The 18167-nt window shown below is 31.9% G+C and carries 19 protein-coding genes; 14 read left to right on the top strand and 5 right to left on the bottom strand.

The genetic code is table 11. From position 1 onward, the window contains the following. Positions 1-30 precede the first annotated feature (30 nt). Complete coding sequence (locus CN946_RS20235) at positions 31-927, bottom strand: LysR family transcriptional regulator (protein ID WP_098862741.1); 897 nt, start codon at positions 925-927, stop codon at positions 31-33. Between the two features lie 224 nt (positions 928-1151). On the opposite strand from CN946_RS20235, the gene CN946_RS23890 reads away from it, so the two are divergent. The 9 genes from CN946_RS23890 (at position 1152) to CN946_RS20190 (ending at position 10011) form a co-directional block, all read left to right on the top strand. Next, positions 1152-1829, top strand: coding sequence for a response regulator transcription factor (locus CN946_RS23890; protein WP_286133998.1), 678 nt, complete (start codon positions 1152-1154; stop codon positions 1827-1829). Between the two features lie 120 nt (positions 1830-1949). Continuing rightward, positions 1950-2159: a hypothetical protein gene (locus tag CN946_RS23590; RefSeq protein WP_176547389.1), complete on the top strand. Its 210-nt coding sequence runs from the start codon at positions 1950-1952 to the stop codon at positions 2157-2159. Positions 2160-2418: 259 nt separating this feature from the next. Then, positions 2419-3657: an MFS transporter gene (locus CN946_RS20220; protein ID WP_218012667.1), complete on the top strand. Its 1239-nt coding sequence runs from the start codon at positions 2419-2421 to the stop codon at positions 3655-3657. A gap of 18 nt (positions 3658-3675) precedes the next feature. Next, positions 3676-4065, top strand: coding sequence for an iron chaperone (locus CN946_RS20215; RefSeq protein ID WP_098862739.1), 390 nt, complete (start codon positions 3676-3678; stop codon positions 4063-4065). 222 nt (positions 4066-4287) lie between these two features. Then, positions 4288-6687, top strand: coding sequence for a nitrite reductase large subunit NirB (nirB, locus tag CN946_RS20210; protein WP_098862738.1), 2400 nt, complete (start codon positions 4288-4290; stop codon positions 6685-6687). A 25-nt stretch (positions 6688-6712) separates the two neighbouring features. Beyond that, a complete protein-coding gene (gene nirD, locus CN946_RS20205) occupies positions 6713-7030 on the top strand; it encodes a nitrite reductase small subunit NirD (protein ID WP_098862737.1) in 318 nt (105 codons plus the stop codon). 3 nt (positions 7031-7033) lie between these two features. Further along, complete coding sequence (gene cobA / locus CN946_RS20200) at positions 7034-8458, top strand: uroporphyrinogen-III C-methyltransferase (RefSeq protein ID WP_098862736.1); 1425 nt, start codon at positions 7034-7036, stop codon at positions 8456-8458. 4 nt (positions 8459-8462) lie between these two features. Beyond that, positions 8463-9179 (top strand): sirohydrochlorin chelatase, encoded by a 717-nt coding sequence (locus CN946_RS20195; RefSeq protein ID WP_098862735.1) that lies wholly within the window; start codon positions 8463-8465, stop codon positions 9177-9179. 16 nt (positions 9180-9195) lie between these two features. Next, positions 9196-10011 (top strand): formate/nitrite transporter family protein, encoded by an 816-nt coding sequence (locus tag CN946_RS20190; protein WP_098862734.1) that lies wholly within the window; start codon positions 9196-9198, stop codon positions 10009-10011. A 209-nt stretch (positions 10012-10220) separates the two neighbouring features. Here the strand turns inward: CN946_RS20190 and CN946_RS20185 are convergent, their stop codons facing one another. Continuing rightward, positions 10221-11876, bottom strand: coding sequence for a b(o/a)3-type cytochrome-c oxidase subunit 1 (locus tag CN946_RS20185; RefSeq protein ID WP_098862790.1), 1656 nt, complete (start codon positions 11874-11876; stop codon positions 10221-10223). Positions 11877-11884: 8 nt separating this feature from the next. Next, positions 11885-12355, bottom strand: a complete 471-nt coding sequence (locus tag CN946_RS20180) for a cytochrome c oxidase subunit II (protein ID WP_098862733.1) — start codon at positions 12353-12355, stop codon at positions 11885-11887. Positions 12356-12664: 309 nt separating this feature from the next. Between CN946_RS20180 and CN946_RS20175 the strand changes: the two genes are divergently transcribed. Together CN946_RS20175 and CN946_RS20170 are read left to right on the top strand one after the other, a co-directional pair. Then, entirely contained in the window at positions 12665-13153 is a 489-nt protein-coding gene (locus tag CN946_RS20175; protein WP_098862732.1) for an NUDIX hydrolase, read from the top strand. Positions 13154-13326: 173 nt separating this feature from the next. Next, positions 13327-13653, top strand: a complete 327-nt coding sequence (locus CN946_RS20170; RefSeq protein ID WP_141546948.1) for a hypothetical protein — start codon at positions 13327-13329, stop codon at positions 13651-13653. 105 nt (positions 13654-13758) lie between these two features. On the opposite strand, the gene CN946_RS20165 is transcribed toward CN946_RS20170, so the two are convergent. Further along, complete coding sequence (locus CN946_RS20165; protein WP_069032177.1) at positions 13759-13995, bottom strand: hypothetical protein; 237 nt, start codon at positions 13993-13995, stop codon at positions 13759-13761. 290 nt (positions 13996-14285) lie between these two features. Between CN946_RS20165 and CN946_RS20160 the strand changes: the two genes are divergently transcribed. Beyond that, positions 14286-14984: a Dph6-related ATP pyrophosphatase gene (locus CN946_RS20160; protein ID WP_098862730.1), complete on the top strand. Its 699-nt coding sequence runs from the start codon at positions 14286-14288 to the stop codon at positions 14982-14984. A gap of 125 nt (positions 14985-15109) precedes the next feature. Here the strand turns inward: CN946_RS20160 and CN946_RS20155 are convergent, their stop codons facing one another. Continuing rightward, positions 15110-15676: a hypothetical protein gene (locus CN946_RS20155; protein WP_098862729.1), complete on the bottom strand. Its 567-nt coding sequence runs from the start codon at positions 15674-15676 to the stop codon at positions 15110-15112. A 278-nt stretch (positions 15677-15954) separates the two neighbouring features. Here CN946_RS20155 and CN946_RS20150 point away from each other — a divergent pair, with 278 nt between their 5' ends. Beyond that, positions 15955-16506 carry a histidine phosphatase family protein gene (locus tag CN946_RS20150; protein ID WP_141546952.1) on the top strand — a complete coding sequence of 184 codons (552 nt, stop codon included), beginning with the start codon at positions 15955-15957 and terminating at the stop codon, positions 16504-16506. A 233-nt stretch (positions 16507-16739) separates the two neighbouring features. Next, complete coding sequence (locus tag CN946_RS20145; protein WP_098862727.1) at positions 16740-17858, top strand: RtcB family protein; 1119 nt, start codon at positions 16740-16742, stop codon at positions 17856-17858. The last annotated feature ends 309 nt before the right edge of the window (positions 17859-18167 follow it).

Raw genomic sequence — 18167 nt, 5'->3', positions numbered from 1 at the left:
AATTTGTTTTGTATCATTTAGCGTTTTTTATTAAGAAATACCATTTAAATGATCTTTTACACACTTTATGAATTCATTTTTTTCACTTGTATTTTCTTTGGTATTTGGAGATATTACCCAAAAGTCCTGATAAATATAATCTGTTTCTTTAACTGGGATTATTTTTAATTCGCCGCTTAATACTTCTGGAAAATATTTTAAAGTAGTATTATGAACAAATGTAAATACGCGTCCCTCCTTAATAATTTCAATAAGTGTCATTGTACGATTTGATTTAAGAACGATCTCATTTTTAAATTTTTTAGCTAATTGTAGAAAATTTTTATTAGAAACATTATACATTATAACTTTTTGGTATAGTAATTCTTCAGATGTGACATAGTCTAATTCATATAAAGGAGAATTTTTACCTACTAAAATGCAAACATTTCCTTTACTTATAAATTCATAATTAATATTATTTTCCTTTTCTAATTCCGCTTTTGAAGATACAACTAACGCTAAGTCATAGTCTTCTTTTGCTAAATTGTTAATAATCTGAGGTGTACCTTGTTCAATTAATTCAATAGTTGCTCCATTGTTATTACTAGAGTATTTTTTTAAAACTTCGTGAATTATATAAGTAAAAGTAGGTGCACATGCAATTTTCATATGCTTTACTCTAGTTTCCTTAAAATCCGAAAGCTGTTCTTTTAAATCTTTTAAATTATTTAAAATTTCAATCGACCTAGATAATACTAACTCTCCCTCAAAAGTTAAGGTAATTCCTCCTCTAGAACGATTAAATATATTTATTTCTAATTCTCTTTCAAGTTGACTAATGGCTTGACTAACCCCAGAAGGAGAAATATGCAATTTTTTCGCTGCCTTTGAAATCGACTTTTCATTCGCGATACTTACAACATATTCTAGTTGTTCAAAGTTCATATTAACCTCCTAATATAAAAACATCCTATCAATAGTTTAATATATCTAAGTGCATTACATTGTTAAGTATTACTTAACAATAGCTTAACATATATGAAATATAATTTCTTTCGTAAACAATGTAAAATACTACTTAATTCCATTTAATTTTATAGGATTAATTAGGATTAGGCAATAAAATATCAGTAATTGAATCTAATTACTGTTGAAAGTTGGGAATAAAAATGTTTACTAACAATGAGTTTAATCACCACGAAAATAAAACATTTATTTTTGTTGAAAATACTCTATTTGTATCAGGAATATGTACAATTTTAGTACATCATAATCTGGATGCTAGAAAAATAGATTTTCATGAAATTAACACAAGCGATTTAAATGAAACATTTTTTATTTGTCATGTGAAAAATGAAGAGATGGGAATAAAATCTCAGCTTTTAAAGTTACGTGATCAGAACATTAATATAGTAATCATAAAAAATAACATGGATTATAAAGAAATAGAGAGTTTAATGAAACTTGGGGTAAATGGAATTTGCTTAACTGACATTGATGAAGAATATTTATTATATATTGTAAGAAAAGTTCAAAATGGCCAATTCTTCTTAGATTCACGATTGACAAATTTAATCATTCAAGAAAATACACGTCTTCTTGAGAATGGAAAGAAAAAGAAAGAACTAGATTATGAAGCTATGAATGATCTTTTGACGAAAAGAGAAATTGAAATTTTACAACTTCTAGTTCAAGGATATTCCAATATTCAAATAGGATCTGAATTATTTATTTCGAGTAAAACTGTTAAAAATCATGTTTCAAATATAATCCAAAAATTACAGGTAACTGACAGATTAAATGCAGTGATTTTTGCATTAAAAAATAATTGGATTTCGCTTGATTAAGTAAAAAATTACACTAATCTTTTACATAAAAGGATTAGTGTTTTTTTTAGGTTTAAAAGCGCTTTCATAATTTAAGAAATAATTCCTTTTCGAATTAATTCACCAACAGCATGAGAGCGATTGTTAGCACCAAGTTTTTTTATAGCGGATTTCACATATCGTTTTACTGTTGAGGTAAAACTATTTACAAAAACTGGTTCATGGTACACTGGGGCAAATATTAAAGTAAAACTACGAGAATTTCAAATTTTACCTTATCGTAAAAAATGCGATGAAATAGCTACAAATGGATATGAAGGTTTTGTTTTAATTTCAACTGCAGTTCATTAATTACGTTACAACTTTAAAAAACCATTCTTTAATTAGAGAAGTGTTTTTTATATGGAAATAATTTGAAAAATAGAGTTATTTTCTAATAGATGTTCCATTTAAAAAAAGAGCTTTCCAATTATTAAAATTCATTAAATGTAAGTTGAATTAATCCACAAATTCAGAGTCAAAATAGTATAATGGTATGTATTTAAATTTTATCAATAGTATAAATATTCAATTTGCTATTTGTTAGAGTTAAAAAGGGGAGAGTTTGAATTTGTCTGCATCAAAAAAATCGATCTTTAAAGGGACTTCATTTACAAATTTTTGGGTCTCTCGAATGTTTACTTCGACTTCATTTCAGATGCTATCGGTAGCAATTGGATGGCAAATGTATGATTTGACACATGACGCGTTTAGTCTAGGTCTAGTAGGTTTAGCACAATTTATTCCAATGGTCTTACTTACTTTAGTAGTTGGTCAGGTTGCTGACAGAGTGGATCGTCGGAAAATTGTTTTCATATGCCAAATGGTAGAAGCTTTAATAGCAGGACTTCTTTTATATGGTAATTTTGCTAATTGGCTTAGCAGGGAGGAAATATTAATTGCAGCTTTTATACTCGGTGCATGCCGATCATTTGAAGGACCTGCTTCTTCGGCGTTATTACCTCAAGTTGTGCCAAAGTCTATTTTACAACAAGCTATTTCTTGGAGTACATCGGCAGGTCAAACAGCACAAATACTTGGGCCGTCTCTTGGTGGTGTTTTATTTTCAGTAGGACCAGCATACGTATATGCAACGTCAGCAATTGCTTTAATACTTTCATCAATCTTAACAATTTTTATAAAATTAGATAGTGAATTTATCCGTAAAGCAGAGCCAGTAACTTTACGTACAATGCTTATGGGGTTAGAATTTGTCTATAAACACCCAATCATTTTAGGAACTATTTCACTTGATCTATTTGCCGTTTTACTTGGAGGAGCTACAGCACTTTTACCAATTTATGCGCAAGATATTTTACATACAGAAGCTTGGGGCTTAGGTCTGATGCGTACTGCACCAGCTGTTGGAGCATTAATAATGTCTCTAATTTTAGCTTATTTCCCACTTAAAAGATCTTTTGGTCCGATATTATTTGCAGCGTTAGGTATTTTTGGATTGGCAACAATGCTATTTGCAATTTCAACAAGCTTAGTCATCTCGTTAATTGCATTATTTATAATCGGAGCTTCAGATGTGGTCAGCGTAGTAATACGTTCTTCACTTGTTCAGCTTCAGACACCGGATGATATGAGAGGCAGAGTAAATGCTGTAAATTCGCTATTTATTGGAACTTCGAATCAGCTTGGAGAATTTGAATCTGGAACAATGGCTGGATTAATTGGTGCCGTACCAGCTGTATTTGTAGGAGGACTTGGAACGATACTAGTTGCAGGACTTTGGATGTATTTATTCCCTTCACTTAGAAGAATTAATTCACTTTCTGGAGATAAAACAGAAAAAGCAGGATAATTTGTTAAAGGAGGATTTATGGAAAGTACTAAAAAATCATTTGAAACGATTGATGAATATATTTCACAATTTCAGCCAGATGTTCAGGAAAAATTACAAGCTTTGAGGAAGAGTGTAAAAGAAGTTGTACCAAATGCGGTTGAAAGAATTAGTTACCAGATGCCTACATTTGCACTAAATAAAAATTTAGTACATTTTGCTGCATTTAAAAATCATATTGGATTTTACCCTGGGGCAAGTGGGATTGCAGCATTTAAAGAAGAATTATCAATTTATAAAGGCGCTAAAGGATCTGTACAATTTCCAATAAACGATCCACTTCCATTTGATTTGATAAAAATGATTGTAAAGTATAGGGAACTTGAGGATATTAAAAAAGCTGAAGAAAAATTAAAAAAGAAAAAATAAATTCATAACCTCTGAGGCTAATTTTAGTTTTGGAGGTTTTTTAGTAAAAAGGACTAATCATTTTGTTCAAAATTTTGTCAAATATTTTCCAGTAATAAATTACTTTATCCGTTATACTAAACTTGTATTTAGAAGGGAAAAGCAAGTAATGAATGATGAAGTTGATTTTTTTCAGTAAAACATGTGAAAAAGTTCACAAATTGTATTTGGGGGACAGTAGAGATGAAAAGAAAATTATTGATGATTGGAAATGGAATGGCAGGAGTTCGATGTATAGAAGAGATTTTAAAAAGAAATAAAGATTTATTTGAAATCACAATAATAGGTGATGAACCTTATCCAAACTATAACAGGATCATGTTATCAAATGTATTGCAAGGAAAAACAACCTTCGATGAAATCAATATAAATGATTGGAACTGGTATATAGAAAATAATATTACTCTCCTTACAAACGAAAAAGTGTCAAAAATCTCTCCTGCAGAAAAAAAAGTCGAAACAGAAAAAGGAAAAACGATTTCATATGATGAGCTTATTTTAGCTACTGGATCTAGTGCCTTTATCCTACCTATACCAGGAAATGATCTTCAAGGAGTTATCGGTTTCCGAACAATTCAAAATACTGAATTAATGATAGATTATGCAAAAAAATATAAAAAAGCCGTAGTAATTGGGGGAGGCCTATTAGGTTTAGAAGCAGCAAGAGGCTTAATTGACCGAGGAATGGAAGTTCATGTTGTTCACCTACTACCTACTTTAATGGAACAACAATTAGATGCAACTGCTGCGAAAATGTTAAAAAAAGATTTAGAAGCACAGGGCATGAATTTCTTAATGGAGAAACAAACGATTTCAATAAATGGAACAAATCGTTTAGAAGGAATAAGTTTCTCAGATGGAACTTCATTAGATTGTGATTTAGTCGTAATGGCAGTAGGAATTAGACCTAATATTTCTTTAGCAAAAGAAGCAGGAATCAATGCTAACCGTGCAATAGTAGTTAACGATTTTATGCAAACATCTGAACCATCAATTTATGCAGTAGGTGAATGCGTCGAACATAACGGAACTACCTATGGTTTAGTAGCACCGCTGTACGAACAAGGGATTGTGCTTGCAGAGCATATGACTGGTAATTCAACGAACGGATATAAAGGAAGTATTTTATCAACTCAGTTAAAAGTATCTGGTTGTGATTTATTCTCTGGTGGATTAATCCATGAAGGAGAAGATATGCAAGCAATCATTGTAAATGACCAATTTGCCGGACTATACAAAAAAGTAATTGTGAAAGATGAAAAAGTTGTTGGAGTAGTTTTATATGGTGACGCATCGGATGGAAATCGATTATTCAACATGTTGAAAAATGAAATAAATATAAAGGAATATACAAGTGCTTCTATTCTCCATAAATCAGGAGAGGACTCCGGTGAAGATTTTGTTCTTACTATGAGTGCTAATGATACAGTTTGTGGATGTAATGGCGTCACGAAAGGAACAATCGTTCAATCAATTTTAGAACAAGAGCTTACTACGTTTGAAGATGTGAAAAGTTGCACAAAGGCTGGCGCATCATGTGGAAAGTGTAAAGGAATGGTTGAAAGTATTTTAGCAGTTACATTAGGTGATACATTTGATCCCAATGCCACAAAGCCTGGTATGTGTGGATGTACAACATTATCTCGTGATGAAGTTATTAATGAAATCGAAGAAAAAGGATTACAAACTCCTAGAGAGGTTCGAATTGTATTAGGATTTGAAAATGAAGAAGGTTGTTCAAAATGCCGTCCAGCTCTAAATTATTATTTAAGAATGATGCATCCAAATGATTATCAGGATGATAAATCATCACGTTTCGTCAATGAACGAATGGAAGGGAATATCCAAAAAGATGGGTCATTCTCAATTGTACCGCGAATGTATGGGGGAGTAACGACTGGTGATGAATTAATTAAACTTGGTGAAGTAGCAAATAAATTCAACGTACCTTTAGTTAAAGTTACTGGTGCGAGCCGTGTTGGTTTGTATGGTGTTAAAAAAGAAGATGTACCGAAAGTTTGGAAAGAATTAGGGATGCGTTCGGGTTATGCTTATTCTAAGTCGCTTAGAAATGTTAAGTCGTGCGTCGGCAATCGATTTTGTCGATTTGGAACGCAAGATTCTCTAGGCTTAGGAATCCAATTAGAGAAAGCAATCGAAATGGTTGACACTCCACATAAGATGAAAATGGGTGTTACAGGATGTCCTCGAAATTGCGCAGAAGTGCTTACTAAAGACTTTGGAGTAATTTGTGTGGAAAATGGCTTCCAGCTTTATATAGGTGGTAATGGTGGAACAGAAGTCCGAGAATGCGATTTATTAACGACTCTGACAACAGAAGAAGAAGTAGTCCACATGGCAAAAGCTTATGTTCAATATTATCGTGAAACGGGTGTATACGGGGAACGAACTGCTCCATGGGTAGAGCGAACTGGAGTGGAAACGATTAGAAAAGTATTGTTAAACAAGGAACAACAAAATGCTTTAGTAGAGAAATTTGACCAAGCAAAATCAACATATGAAGAAGCATGGGGCCAAGCGCTTACTAATCAATTAGAACTATACGAGATTATCAGAAAGTAATTTTAAACTAGAGAGGAGCAATAAAATGATTTCAACAACGGAGAAAATTAAGATTATTGACCTAGCATCTTTACCAATACAAATTGGAAAGGAAGTAGTTGTAAAAGGGGAATCAATCGCATTATTCCGATTATCAAATGAAGATGTTCGTGCAATCGAAAGTATATGTCCAGGGACTAATGGACCACTTGCCGAAGGGATTGTGTCAGGTGAATATGTGTTCTGTCCTCTACGTGACTGGAAAATTTCATTAATAACTGGTGAAGTTCAAAAACCTGATGATGGCATTGTAAAAACATATATAACCGAAGTAATCGACGGTTCTGTTTATATTACGGTGTGATTTATGACAAAAAAATCTGGATTTATTTCATTTGTTGGTGCTGGACCTGGGGATTTAGGGTTAATAACAGAAAAAGGATTGAAATGTATTCGAGAAGCAGAAGTCATTTTATATGATCGACTTGCTAATCCAAGGCTACTTCGAGAAGCGGATGATAATTGTGAATTCATTTACTGTGGGAAGCTTCCTAACAGACATACTATGCGTCAAGAAATGATTAATCAAACTTTAGTAACTTTCTCCAAAGACGGGAAATATGTCGTTAGATTAAAAGGCGGAGACCCATCTGTTTTCGGTCGAGTAGGTGAAGAAGCAGAGGAAGCTTCAAAGCATGATATACCTTTTGAAATTATTCCTGGAATTACATCTAGCATTGCTACAGCAGCATATGCTGGAATCCCAGTTACACATAGAGAATATAGTACAAGTTTCACCTTAAGAACAGGCCATAAATGTATGGGAAATGAAGGTATTATTGAATCGAATTGTTCTGATCAGTTAGGGGACACACTTGCTTATTATATGGGGGTAAGTAATCTCCCTAAAATATGTACACACCTAATAAAGAATGGTAAATCTAAGGATACTCCAGTAGCTGTTATTCAGTGGGGTACATTTGGAAAACAAAAAGTCGTTGAAGGAACAATTGAAACAATTGTTTCAGTTATTGAGAAAGAAGAAATTACAAATCCAGCAATGACAATTATTGGAGATGTTGTCAAATTACGCTCGAAGATTTTTTGGTTTGAAAAGAAAAAATATTTTGGTAGAAAAATTTTATTAGCTAAAGGAACAGCATCAGTAGAAAAGAATGGATTAGAAACGTTTTTATCAGAAAACGGAGCTGAGGTTTACGCTTTTCCAACACTTAAATCAGTTCAACTTCCTATTGAGCATATTCAGGTAGTGGATGCACTAAGCCATGAAAGAATCGTCTTTTGTTCACCAGAAAGTGTAAAATTATTTTTTACTAAAATGTATAAATTAAAATTCGATGTTCGTAGACTTCCAAATAGAATTGAGTATATATCGCCGAAAACAAACAAAGAACTTGAGAAGTATGGAATTTTGGCTGAGAAGGACAGTGGCGGTAAGAACCACACAGTATTTATAGGATCGGTAGACAAATATACGAAATTACCAACAAACTCACAATTTATAGCCACACATGAAAATATTGCAGATTCTCGATTTGATGTAATCAATCAAAGAATGCTTGAAGAAACAAAATGGGAATCAATTATTTTTCCAAATTGTTCATCTGTTGATTGGTTTATAAAAGAATTAAAGAATACTAAAGAAAGTCATTTAATGAATTTACCATTTGCATATATTGGTGAGTCGGTTAGGGAATATGCTTTTAAATGCGGGTTTACTAAAATTGACGAAGAATTACAAACGGAATTAATGCTAGGTGATTGGAAGTGAAAAAATGTTTGATGCTGTTGTATATATTGGTCACGGAAGTCGTAGGCAAGAAGGTAATCAACAATTTATACACTTTATTCAATCTGTAATCAAAGAAATTCCTATTCAAGTCCAAGAATATGCGTTTTTAGAATTAGTTGATCCAACTATTCAACAAAGTTTGGAAAAAATTATCGTAGAAGGTGCGATAAATATATTAGTTGTACCAGTATTATTATTTGCAGCGGGACATTATAAACGCGATATTCCAGACGAATTCAATATTATTTTAAAACGATTTCGACATGTAAATATTACGATAACTGAGCCATTTGGTATTCATAAAAAAATGATTCAGCTTGTTCTAAAACGTGTCCAAGCAGCATGTGGAACTAGTAATGCTGCAATTATATTAGTAGGTCGTGGAAGTAGTGACCCCGAGCCGATCGAAATGCTTAAACAAATTGGAAATGCTGTTGAGGCGCGAATTAATGTCCCTGTTCGCACAGCTTTTTTAACTGCGGGTAATCCAAGATTAGAAGATACCATTAATAATATGAGTAAAGAATTTCAAAGTATTTATGTTATGCCATATTTATTATTTACAGGATTACTTCTTGAAAAAATTAAGAGACGGATTTCAATCGAAAATGAAAAATTTTATCTTTGTGGGAATTTACAATTTGATGAATTAATGAGTCAAGCACTTATAGAGCGGATACAAGAAAAGGGTAAAATCTAAATATAGGGTGATCAATTTGAAAGAAGTTATTAATTCAATTGGAAATGTAGCTATCTCGAAGACAAACCAAATTAAATCAAGTAAATCTAGATATATGGTCCCTACAATGATGGCAGGATTTTTTGTAGGACTAGGTATCATATTAATCTTTACAATCGGTGGAATACTCGCACCTACTGGTTTTGCTGGTACGAAAATTATTATGGGTGTTTCATTTGGAATTGCCTTAAGTTTAGTCATTATGGCAGGAGCAGATTTATTTACTGGAAATAATATGATTATGTCTATAGGTATGTTAGAAAAAAAGGTTAATTGGATTGACACTACGAAAGTATGGGGCTATAGTTATCTAGGAAATTTACTTGGATCAGTATTAGTGGCGTTATTATTTGCATACTCAGGGCTAGCTAATGGTGGAGTGGCAGAATTTATTAATAATGCAGCCGCAGCAAAAATGAATGCACCATTTATGGAATTACTAGTTAGTGGAATTCTGTGTAATATACTTGTTTGTTTAGCACTGTGGTGTTCATTTAAAATGAAATCTGAGACAGGGAAATTAATTATGGTATTTTGGTGTCTGTTTGCGTTCATTACCTCAGGTTTTGAGCATAGTATTGCAAACATGACATTATTATCGATTTCATTATTAATTAAACACCCAGAAACAGTAACATTAGCCGGAATGATTTCGAATCTTGTACCAGTTACAATTGGAAACATTATTGGCGGTAGTTTATTTGTAGGAGCAGCTTATTGGGTTTCTAGTTCGGAAGCAAAAAATAAAAAAAATTCAAATGCTAAATATAATGGAAATAAAAAAGTAGCTTAATTTCCATTTTTTTAAAATAAAACAAAAAAGAAACAATCTTAGATCAAATCAAATTCGAAATAGGTTGTTTCTTTTTATTATATAATTATATTCAGGGGGGATTTTTTCTTTTATTATTCTTCTTTAGTCGTTAAATCAACAAGAATAACGATACTGATAACGCATACCAAAATTAACGAAAATGTAAATATGAACAAATTAATTCACTCCTACCAAGTTTTGAAGCCTTCCGAGCCAGTCGGATGATGTTGATGCATCATATGTGATAAAGGAATTGTATAAGCAATTGCAATTAATACAATGGATACACCAATCCACAGCCACCAATTTTCCAATATACGAGGTGTGTTTTCGGTATTACTTTCGGCAACTGGGAATTCAACTGTTTCTTCTTTCGAATTCGCAGTTGGTAAAGTAAATAACGCTTGTAGGACGATGAAAATTAATAATAAAGCAGATAAGAACAAAATTGATCCACCAACCGCAACTGTTACATGATTTGTGAATATCCCAGAAAACCATTTAGCGGCTGCAGGATGACCCATATAATCAGTATATGAGGTTCTTCTAGGAGCACCATAAATTCCGAGAATATGCATTGTAGTCGACATTAAAAACATCCCGATTGCCCATGTGAAAATCTGTATAAACGCTAATTTTTGGAATGCATTTGTAAGTTTCTTTCCTGTTAAATAAGGAATAAGCCAAAAGGTTAATCCGAAAAATGTCATTGCAACAGGTGTACCTACTGTAATATGGAAATGTCCAACAATCCAAAGTGTGTTATGAACGATTTCATCTAATTGATAGCTTGCATTGATGATTCCACCTGCACCACCTGGAGCGAAAAATAACATGGCAATGAAAAGTGATGTAAACCGAACATCTTTCCATGGTAATTTAAAAATCCAACCAAATAAACCTTTCGCACCTTTTTTTCTTCCAGAAATCTCAAACACTGCAAACATAGAGAAAGCCGTCATTAATGATGGTATAATGACCATAAAAGTTAATACAGTCTGTAAAAATTTCCAAAAGGTTGAGATACCGGGTTCTTGAAGTTGATGATGAAAACCGACTGGTATAGAGAACAAAAGAAATAAGATAAAAGCAAGTCGTGCAAGAGAGTCACTAAATACTTCTCCACCAACTATTTTTGGCATAATTGCATACCAACCTATATAAGCAGGGAGTAACCAAAAATAAACAAGTGGGTGACCGAAAAACCAAAAAAGTGATCGACTTAATTCAACGTTGATTGTGTCTACCCAACCGAAAGACCACGGAATGAATTGAAATAGAACTGTCGCAGCTACTCCTAGACTAGCAATAACCCATAATACGATTGTTGCTACAGTCATAAAAGCGATTAGAGGACTTATTTTACCTTTATTATTCTTTTTCCAAGCAACATAATGTCCAACTAATGCAAATCCACTGATCCATGTACCAACTACAAAAAGTGCTAAAGCAACATAAAACCAAGCATTAGCCTGCAATGGGGCATAGAATGTGTATAAAACAGAGGCTTGACCTGATAATATTTCTAACACTGCAAGTATTGTTCCAATCGTCATTACAATAAAACCTAACCAAATAAATGTCTGTACTTTAGCTCCAAAATCACCTAGTGTTTTACTCATTCCTGTAATTAAGAAACCAAATATAAAATATGTAGTAAAGACAAGTGCAAGCAGAACTCCATGAGCTGTTAGAATTTGATAGTAATCAAGCCATTTTGGAAGTTCAAGTGCATTATTTCGCACAAAGACCTGCATAAGGCCAGTAAATGTACCTATTAAAAAAGCAATATACGCCACTACAATATGTGTTAAAGCTAGTTTACGATCTGGTCTTCCTATCATTTCATTCATTATTTCACCGCCTCGATAGTAGTTTGCATAAATGAATGACCCGTTCCACAATATTCATTACATAAAATTAAATAATTTCCTGGTTTTTTAAAGGAATATTCCTTCGTATTAATTTGTCCTGGAACAGCCATCATATTGACATTTGTATTAACGATTGAAAAACTGTGTGTCACATCGGTACTAGTTAAAACAAAGCGCACCTTCTTACCAACAGGTACTTTTAATTTGCTCGGTGCATAAGCAAATGTTTTTGCTAGTATTACGACTTCGAATGTACCATCATCTTTTTGATACACACCTGGATGACTAAATGGTGCAGTTTTTTCAACGGTTTGAGGATTTACCGTGTTCATCCCGCCTGCTGGCTGAAGATGTGAACGAAAGGCTGTAATACCGATAATTACTAAAAAAACAATTAATGAAATCATTCCAAATGTTAGCCATATTTTTTCAAATTTATGTAGATGCATGAACATCCTCCTTACTAGCGATGTAAATAAAAAGCATAGAAGCTAAACCATAAAATTAAAATAAAAACACCAAGTACAAGGACACTGATGAAAGTTCCGTTTAAATTATGATCTTGTTCTCTCTCTGTTTTTTTTGAAGACAATTTAATCCCTCCAATTTCTAAATTCAAGATATAAACTAAAAGTTAGTTTGATTATTTCCAAGTATTTCTATTCAAGGAAAATAAATACAAAATTTGAAAATAGCATTTAGGGAATCTAGCTGAAAGTATTCTAGGTAAGATATAGTAATAAAAAGGGGGCGTAAAAATGGGATATATAGAAGAGTTAAGGAGTATTGTTGGACATAGACCATTAATATTTGTAGGCTCAGTTAAAATCATCATTGACCAATCCGGTAGATTATTATTACAACTTAGAAAATTTCCAAATGGCTATTGGGGAATACCAGGTGGACTAATGGAGTTAGGGGAATCTACAGAAGATGTAGCCAAGAGGGAAGTTACTGAAGAAACGGGGCTAATAGTAGATCATTTGAATTTAATAAATGTTTATTCAGGACCACAAAACTTCGTTAAAGCTGAAAACGGAGATGAATTTTTCGTAGTTACGGTTGCTTATTATACAGAAGAATATAAAGGGACTATAAGTGTTAATGATTCGGAATCTATTAAATTTGAATTCTTTTATCCAAATGAACTACCAAATAATATTGTTAAAAGTCACAAGGTTATTTTAAATGAATTTTTAACAAAATTTTATCCGGAATTGGGTATAAATGATCCAACGGCAAATTAGCAAGAAAAACAAGAAGGGTGGTTTCATATCTTTTTTTCGATATAAAGAAATAAAAAAGATCCATGATGGTTCTTTTTTTTTATTTGATAAAAAGTTCATAGTTTACTAGGAATCGATCAAAAAAAAATAGAATTATTGTTTAATGTTGAATTAAAAAGTATGGGGTGACTTATTTGGCTAAAACTGTCCATTGCGATCGATGTTTAAAGGAAATAAGGATCAGAGGAGATCTCGTTACTGCTACGATGTTTTTACAAGTCGTTCCTTATCATGAAGATTGTTATGCAAAAGATTTAAAAGGTGCCAAAACACTTTTTCTTAACAATCAACCAATTAATGGTTTCTCTGGGAACTTTCTAACATTTCTAGCATTTGCGATTTGTATTGCGTCATTTTTTATTGATGACCACTCGATGATTTATTTGTCAATTTTAGCTCTGATTGCAATAATGTATAGACTTTATTCATTTTTTATTTTTGAACGTCATTTAGAGAAGTAGAGGGATTGATTGAAAGGGAAAAGGCTAAGGGAGCTATTTGGTGGGAAGTATTTAATAAAATGTAAAATAAAGTAAAAAACTCTGATAGACAGAGTTTTTTTCACTTTATTTACCAAAATTTCCAGCGAATTGCATTACAACTGCTTTAACTTCTTCAAGTTTATCAGGCTTTAATAAAGTAATCATCTTAGGAACAAATTGTTGAACTTCTTCTAATGAAAAAGTACCTTCATCTTGTTTTCTGAAGTTTTCTAAAAGAATTTCCCTTGCTTCATCTTCTTTACCTTCTTGAACTCTTTGTAAAATGAAATTTAAAAACATTTCTTGACCTTGCTTGTCCATTCTTGTTGCCTCCTATAAATAATTTATACAACCATAAGGTGTTATTTAAATTATAACACCTTATGGTTGTATGTCAATTTTATTTTTCAGTGAAACATTCTTCGTTATTTATTAGCCATTTTATAAAAATTTATTATCTATTTTTGAAGATTAATCATATTACCGGCTTTATATTATTTAAATGAATATTAATTAATTGAAAAATGCTATAATTTTTTATGGAAGATGATGGAATCTAGGTCAAATAGGAGACTTAAAGATTTTAATTAATAGAATGTATATAAAAAAAGGTGGTAATCCCAATTAATAAGAAAAAAATAGCAGTATCTTTTAGTGGTAAAGATTCAACTTTGGCACTGCATGATCTTTTGCATTCTGATGAATTTGAAGTAGTCGTACTAATCGCATCAGTAACTGAAGGGTTTAATCGTACGAGCATTCATGGAGTAAGGGTTGAATTATTGGAGGCACAAGCAAATTCAATCGGTCTACCATTAAAGAAAATTTGGATACCGGACAATTGTTCTAATCAAAAATATCAAGAAATTATGACTAAGGTTAATTTAGAGCTAAAGGAACAAGGGATTGAAAATATTGCATTTGGAGATTTATTTCTTGAAGACATACGAAAGTATCGAGAGGACATGCTTAAACCATTAGGTATTAATCCAATTTTTCCTTTATGGGGTGAAGGTACGACAAATGTGATTGAACGCTTTATTTCCTTAGGCTATAAAACGATTATTACATGTGTTGATTTAACAAGATTATCAGAAGAATATTCTGGTAAAGAAATAGATTATCATTTAATCAAGGAACTTCCAAAAGAGGTTGATCCTTGTGGTGAGAATGGAGAATACCATTCATTTGTATTTGATGGTCCTATTTTTAATAATCCCATTCAGTTTGGCATTGGAGAAAAGAAGCTAACTGCTGATGTTTATACTGGAGAAACTAGATTTTGTTATACAGATTTAGTTCTTGTTTGAAGTATGTTTTAACATTGAGAATTGTTGAATGGATCTAAGTTTAAAATAGACTGTTAATTTGAAACAGTCTATTTTTTGGTTTTAATAACGAACTATAAATAACTTTGAATTTGTTTAATCTCCTATTATTTTTTCAATTTTGGACCCCAAGGCGGCTCTGCTCCTGCATCCACCATTATTTTTTGTCTCGTTAATCCGACTTGCTTTGCATAATCATCTAACATTTCATAAACGGTTAACCGATGATACGAACAATTGGTAAAACGTAGTTCATTTCTTCTTTTTGGATCCACCTTCCATAGTGACACCGAGTCTTTAGCCGTATGGTCATTGAATTCATTTATAGGTACACTAAAATCGATTTGTTCATTATATCCGTTTGCTACAGTGATTAAAGTAACCTCTCCCATTTGCTTCTTCGGAAAAAGGGGATCCTTCTTCACTGATACATTTATTTTTGCAATGCCATTTGAATCTGTTAATTTAGTACCTATAACTTTTCCTAATGAATTGATCACAATAACCCTAGCGCCTTTAATCGGTTGACCAGATTCTCCTGAGGAGTCAGCTGTTGTTCCTACTTGGACTGTAAGTGTTGCAGAAACTTCATTCAACTTTTCTGCTAGCGCTAATTGCAAAGAACTAAAAAAAATGATTGTGCTCAAAATAGTAATAATACATATTTTTTTCATCTATTTACACCAAACCTTGTGTAATTTTTTTGTTTAGTTTAAGTTGAATTATTCAAAACTATACTTTTATAAAATGTTTTTTATGTTAGCATATTTTTTTGTCAAAAAATATTAAATCTAGAAGATGTAGAAAAAGAGGAAATGGTAAAGGAAAGAAATTCAATTAAACCCATGGATATAAAGAGTTATTAATGACTGAAGACAGTACAAGGAAATGTTAAAAAAATGTCGAATTTTATAGTAGGTAAAAAATTTTATAAAGGGAGTGGTGCCAAATGATAACGAACTTATACTTAGTAAGACATGCGCATTCAACTTATACTCCTGATGAATTGGGCCGACCTTTATCTAAAAGAGGATTTACTGATGCAATTAATGTTACTAAACTACTAATAAATGAAAAGATTGACTACGTAATTTCAAGTCCATATAAACGTGCAATTCAAACAGTTCAAGAGATAGCCAAATCATCAAATTTAGACATTATTATAGAGGAAGATTTTAAAGAGCGACTCCTATCACTAGAGCCTGTTGGGGATTTTGAAAAAGAAATAAGAGAAGTTTGGATGGACTTTAAGCGTTCGTTAAATGGTGGAGAGTCAAATTATACGGCTCAAAAAAGAGGAATAGAAGCAATAAACAAATTATTAGTAAATTATTCTGGTAAAAACATTGTTATTGGTACACATGGCAATTTGATGGTACTAATTATGAATTATTTTGATCAAAAATATGATTTCAATTTTTGGAATGAACTTGCTATGCCGGATATTTATAAATTAACCTTTGAAGGTAAATCATTAGTTAAAGTGAAAAGAATATGGAATTAATGTTAGTACACTTCTAATATTTTGTTTAGTGATACTGAATGTAAATAAGGAGAGAAAGTTTGCTATTCTACTAAAAAATGGATTATTTGAATATGGTGAATGAAGTTGACGATTCTTTTATTTTTCAGGAAATTAACGAATCGTATAATAAGAGATGATATAATATTTCTAAGTTTGTTCCATTGTTACGTGGATGGGACTTTATGAAAGAAAAACACAAGTGAGGATCACGCATGTTAGAATTTAATGGAAAACACAATAATGGAAAAATACTACTTGATTATGTTGATACAAATGTCATTACACGATTAAAAACAATCTTGGATACTGAATGCTTTGCAAATTCAAACATTGTTGTCATGCCAGACTGCCATATATCTAGTGGAGGCGTCATTGTAGGTTTTACGATGACTTTGAATGATTTTATTATTCCTTCGATCGTCGGTGTAGATATTGGATGTGGCGTTAGTGCATACCATCTAGGGCGTATGAAATCAATTAAGAGTGAAAAACTTGATAAGTTCATCCGAAAAAATATCCCGATTGGTTCAAATATTCATGAGGAACCAGTAATTGAGCCGGTAGAGATTGCAGAAGCGATTGAGAGACTTAATCTGAACTATATGTATGTAATGAACAGTATTGCAACGCTAGGTTCCGGAAATCATTTTATAGAAATTGATAAAGATGAAAATAATCATTTTTGGCTTGTAATCCACACAGGTTCAAGAAATTTTGGATTTGAAATTGCAAAACATCATATGAACGTCGCTAAAGAAAATATGAAACAATTATTCGGAGAAAATTATAAAGGATTCGAATATTTATCTAAACAGGAAGACAAAGATGCATATTTAAGAGATCTATCAATTGCCCAACATTTCGCCTCGTTAAATAGAGAAACGATTGCTAAAATCATCATTGAAAAATATTTTAAACTCGATTTTGATTCGATTAAAAAAATTGAATCGGTACATAATTATATCGACCTTCAAAACAATATTCTAAGAAAAGGCGCAATTTCAGCCAGTGAGGGTGAAGAAATAATCATCCCATTTAATATGGCATATGGATGTGTTGTAGGAAAAGGCAAAAGTTCGAGTGACTACAATTATTCAGCACCACACGGAGCAGGTCGAATAATGAGCCGAACAGACGCAGTCTATAAAGTCGACTTAGATGTTTATCAAAAAGCAATGAAGGGCGTATATACAACCTCTGTTAACAAACATACAATCGATGAATCACCAATGGTATATAAAAAGCCTAAATTAATATTAGAAAATATTACTGAACAGATTGAAATCGATTTCTTCATGAAACCGGTGTATAACCTTAAAGCTGATAAATAACCTCTCTTTTAGAGAGGTTATTTTAATTTTATTATTTCAATCTATATAACTTATATTTTAGTAATTAAAAATGAAAAATGGATTTAAAATTGGTTATAATAAGTATTTTTAATTAATCGTCATAATTTAATCCAATTTTAAAATGAAAATATTCTCTAAATAAGTTCTTTCTCCCTATTAACAGTATAAAATTATATAAATTTACTTATTTTGACACTAAATTTACATAATGGGGGATTACTATGCTGAATAAGATTAAAAGGTTCCTAGTAGTACTTCTCATTTTTGTACTTTATCTTGGATTGTCGT

This window comes from Bacillus sp. AFS053548, from assembly GCF_002575105.1.
In the GTDB taxonomy this organism is placed as follows: Bacteria; Bacillota; Bacilli; order Bacillales; family Bacillaceae_G; genus Gottfriedia.
This window is presented reverse-complemented; position numbering and strand designations above follow the sequence as displayed.

Coding starts and splice junctions, on each gene's coding strand:
- CN946_RS20195 (WP_098862735.1), top strand. CDS start 8,463: ATGTTTGATGCTGTTGTATATATTGGTCACGGAAGTCGTAGGCAAGAA.
- CN946_RS20185 (WP_098862790.1), bottom strand. CDS start 11,876: ATGATAGGAAGACCAGATCGTAAACTAGCTTTAACACATATTGTAGTG.
- CN946_RS20155 (WP_098862729.1), bottom strand. CDS start 15,676: ATGAAAAAAATATGTATTATTACTATTTTGAGCACAATCATTTTTTTT.
- CN946_RS20175 (WP_098862732.1), top strand. CDS start 12,665: ATGGGATATATAGAAGAGTTAAGGAGTATTGTTGGACATAGACCATTA.
- CN946_RS20235 (WP_098862741.1), bottom strand. CDS start 927: ATGAACTTTGAACAACTAGAATATGTTGTAAGTATCGCGAATGAAAAG.
- CN946_RS20165 (WP_069032177.1), bottom strand. CDS start 13,995: ATGGACAAGCAAGGTCAAGAAATGTTTTTAAATTTCATTTTACAAAGA.
- nirB (WP_098862738.1), top strand. CDS start 4,288: ATGAAAAGAAAATTATTGATGATTGGAAATGGAATGGCAGGAGTTCGA.
- CN946_RS23890 (WP_286133998.1), top strand. CDS start 1,152: ATGTTTACTAACAATGAGTTTAATCACCACGAAAATAAAACATTTATT.
- CN946_RS20215 (WP_098862739.1), top strand. CDS start 3,676: ATGGAAAGTACTAAAAAATCATTTGAAACGATTGATGAATATATTTCA.
- nirD (WP_098862737.1), top strand. CDS start 6,713: ATGATTTCAACAACGGAGAAAATTAAGATTATTGACCTAGCATCTTTA.
- CN946_RS20145 (WP_098862727.1), top strand. CDS start 16,740: ATGTTAGAATTTAATGGAAAACACAATAATGGAAAAATACTACTTGAT.
- cobA (WP_098862736.1), top strand. CDS start 7,034: ATGACAAAAAAATCTGGATTTATTTCATTTGTTGGTGCTGGACCTGGG.
- CN946_RS20180 (WP_098862733.1), bottom strand. CDS start 12,355: ATGCATCTACATAAATTTGAAAAAATATGGCTAACATTTGGAATGATT.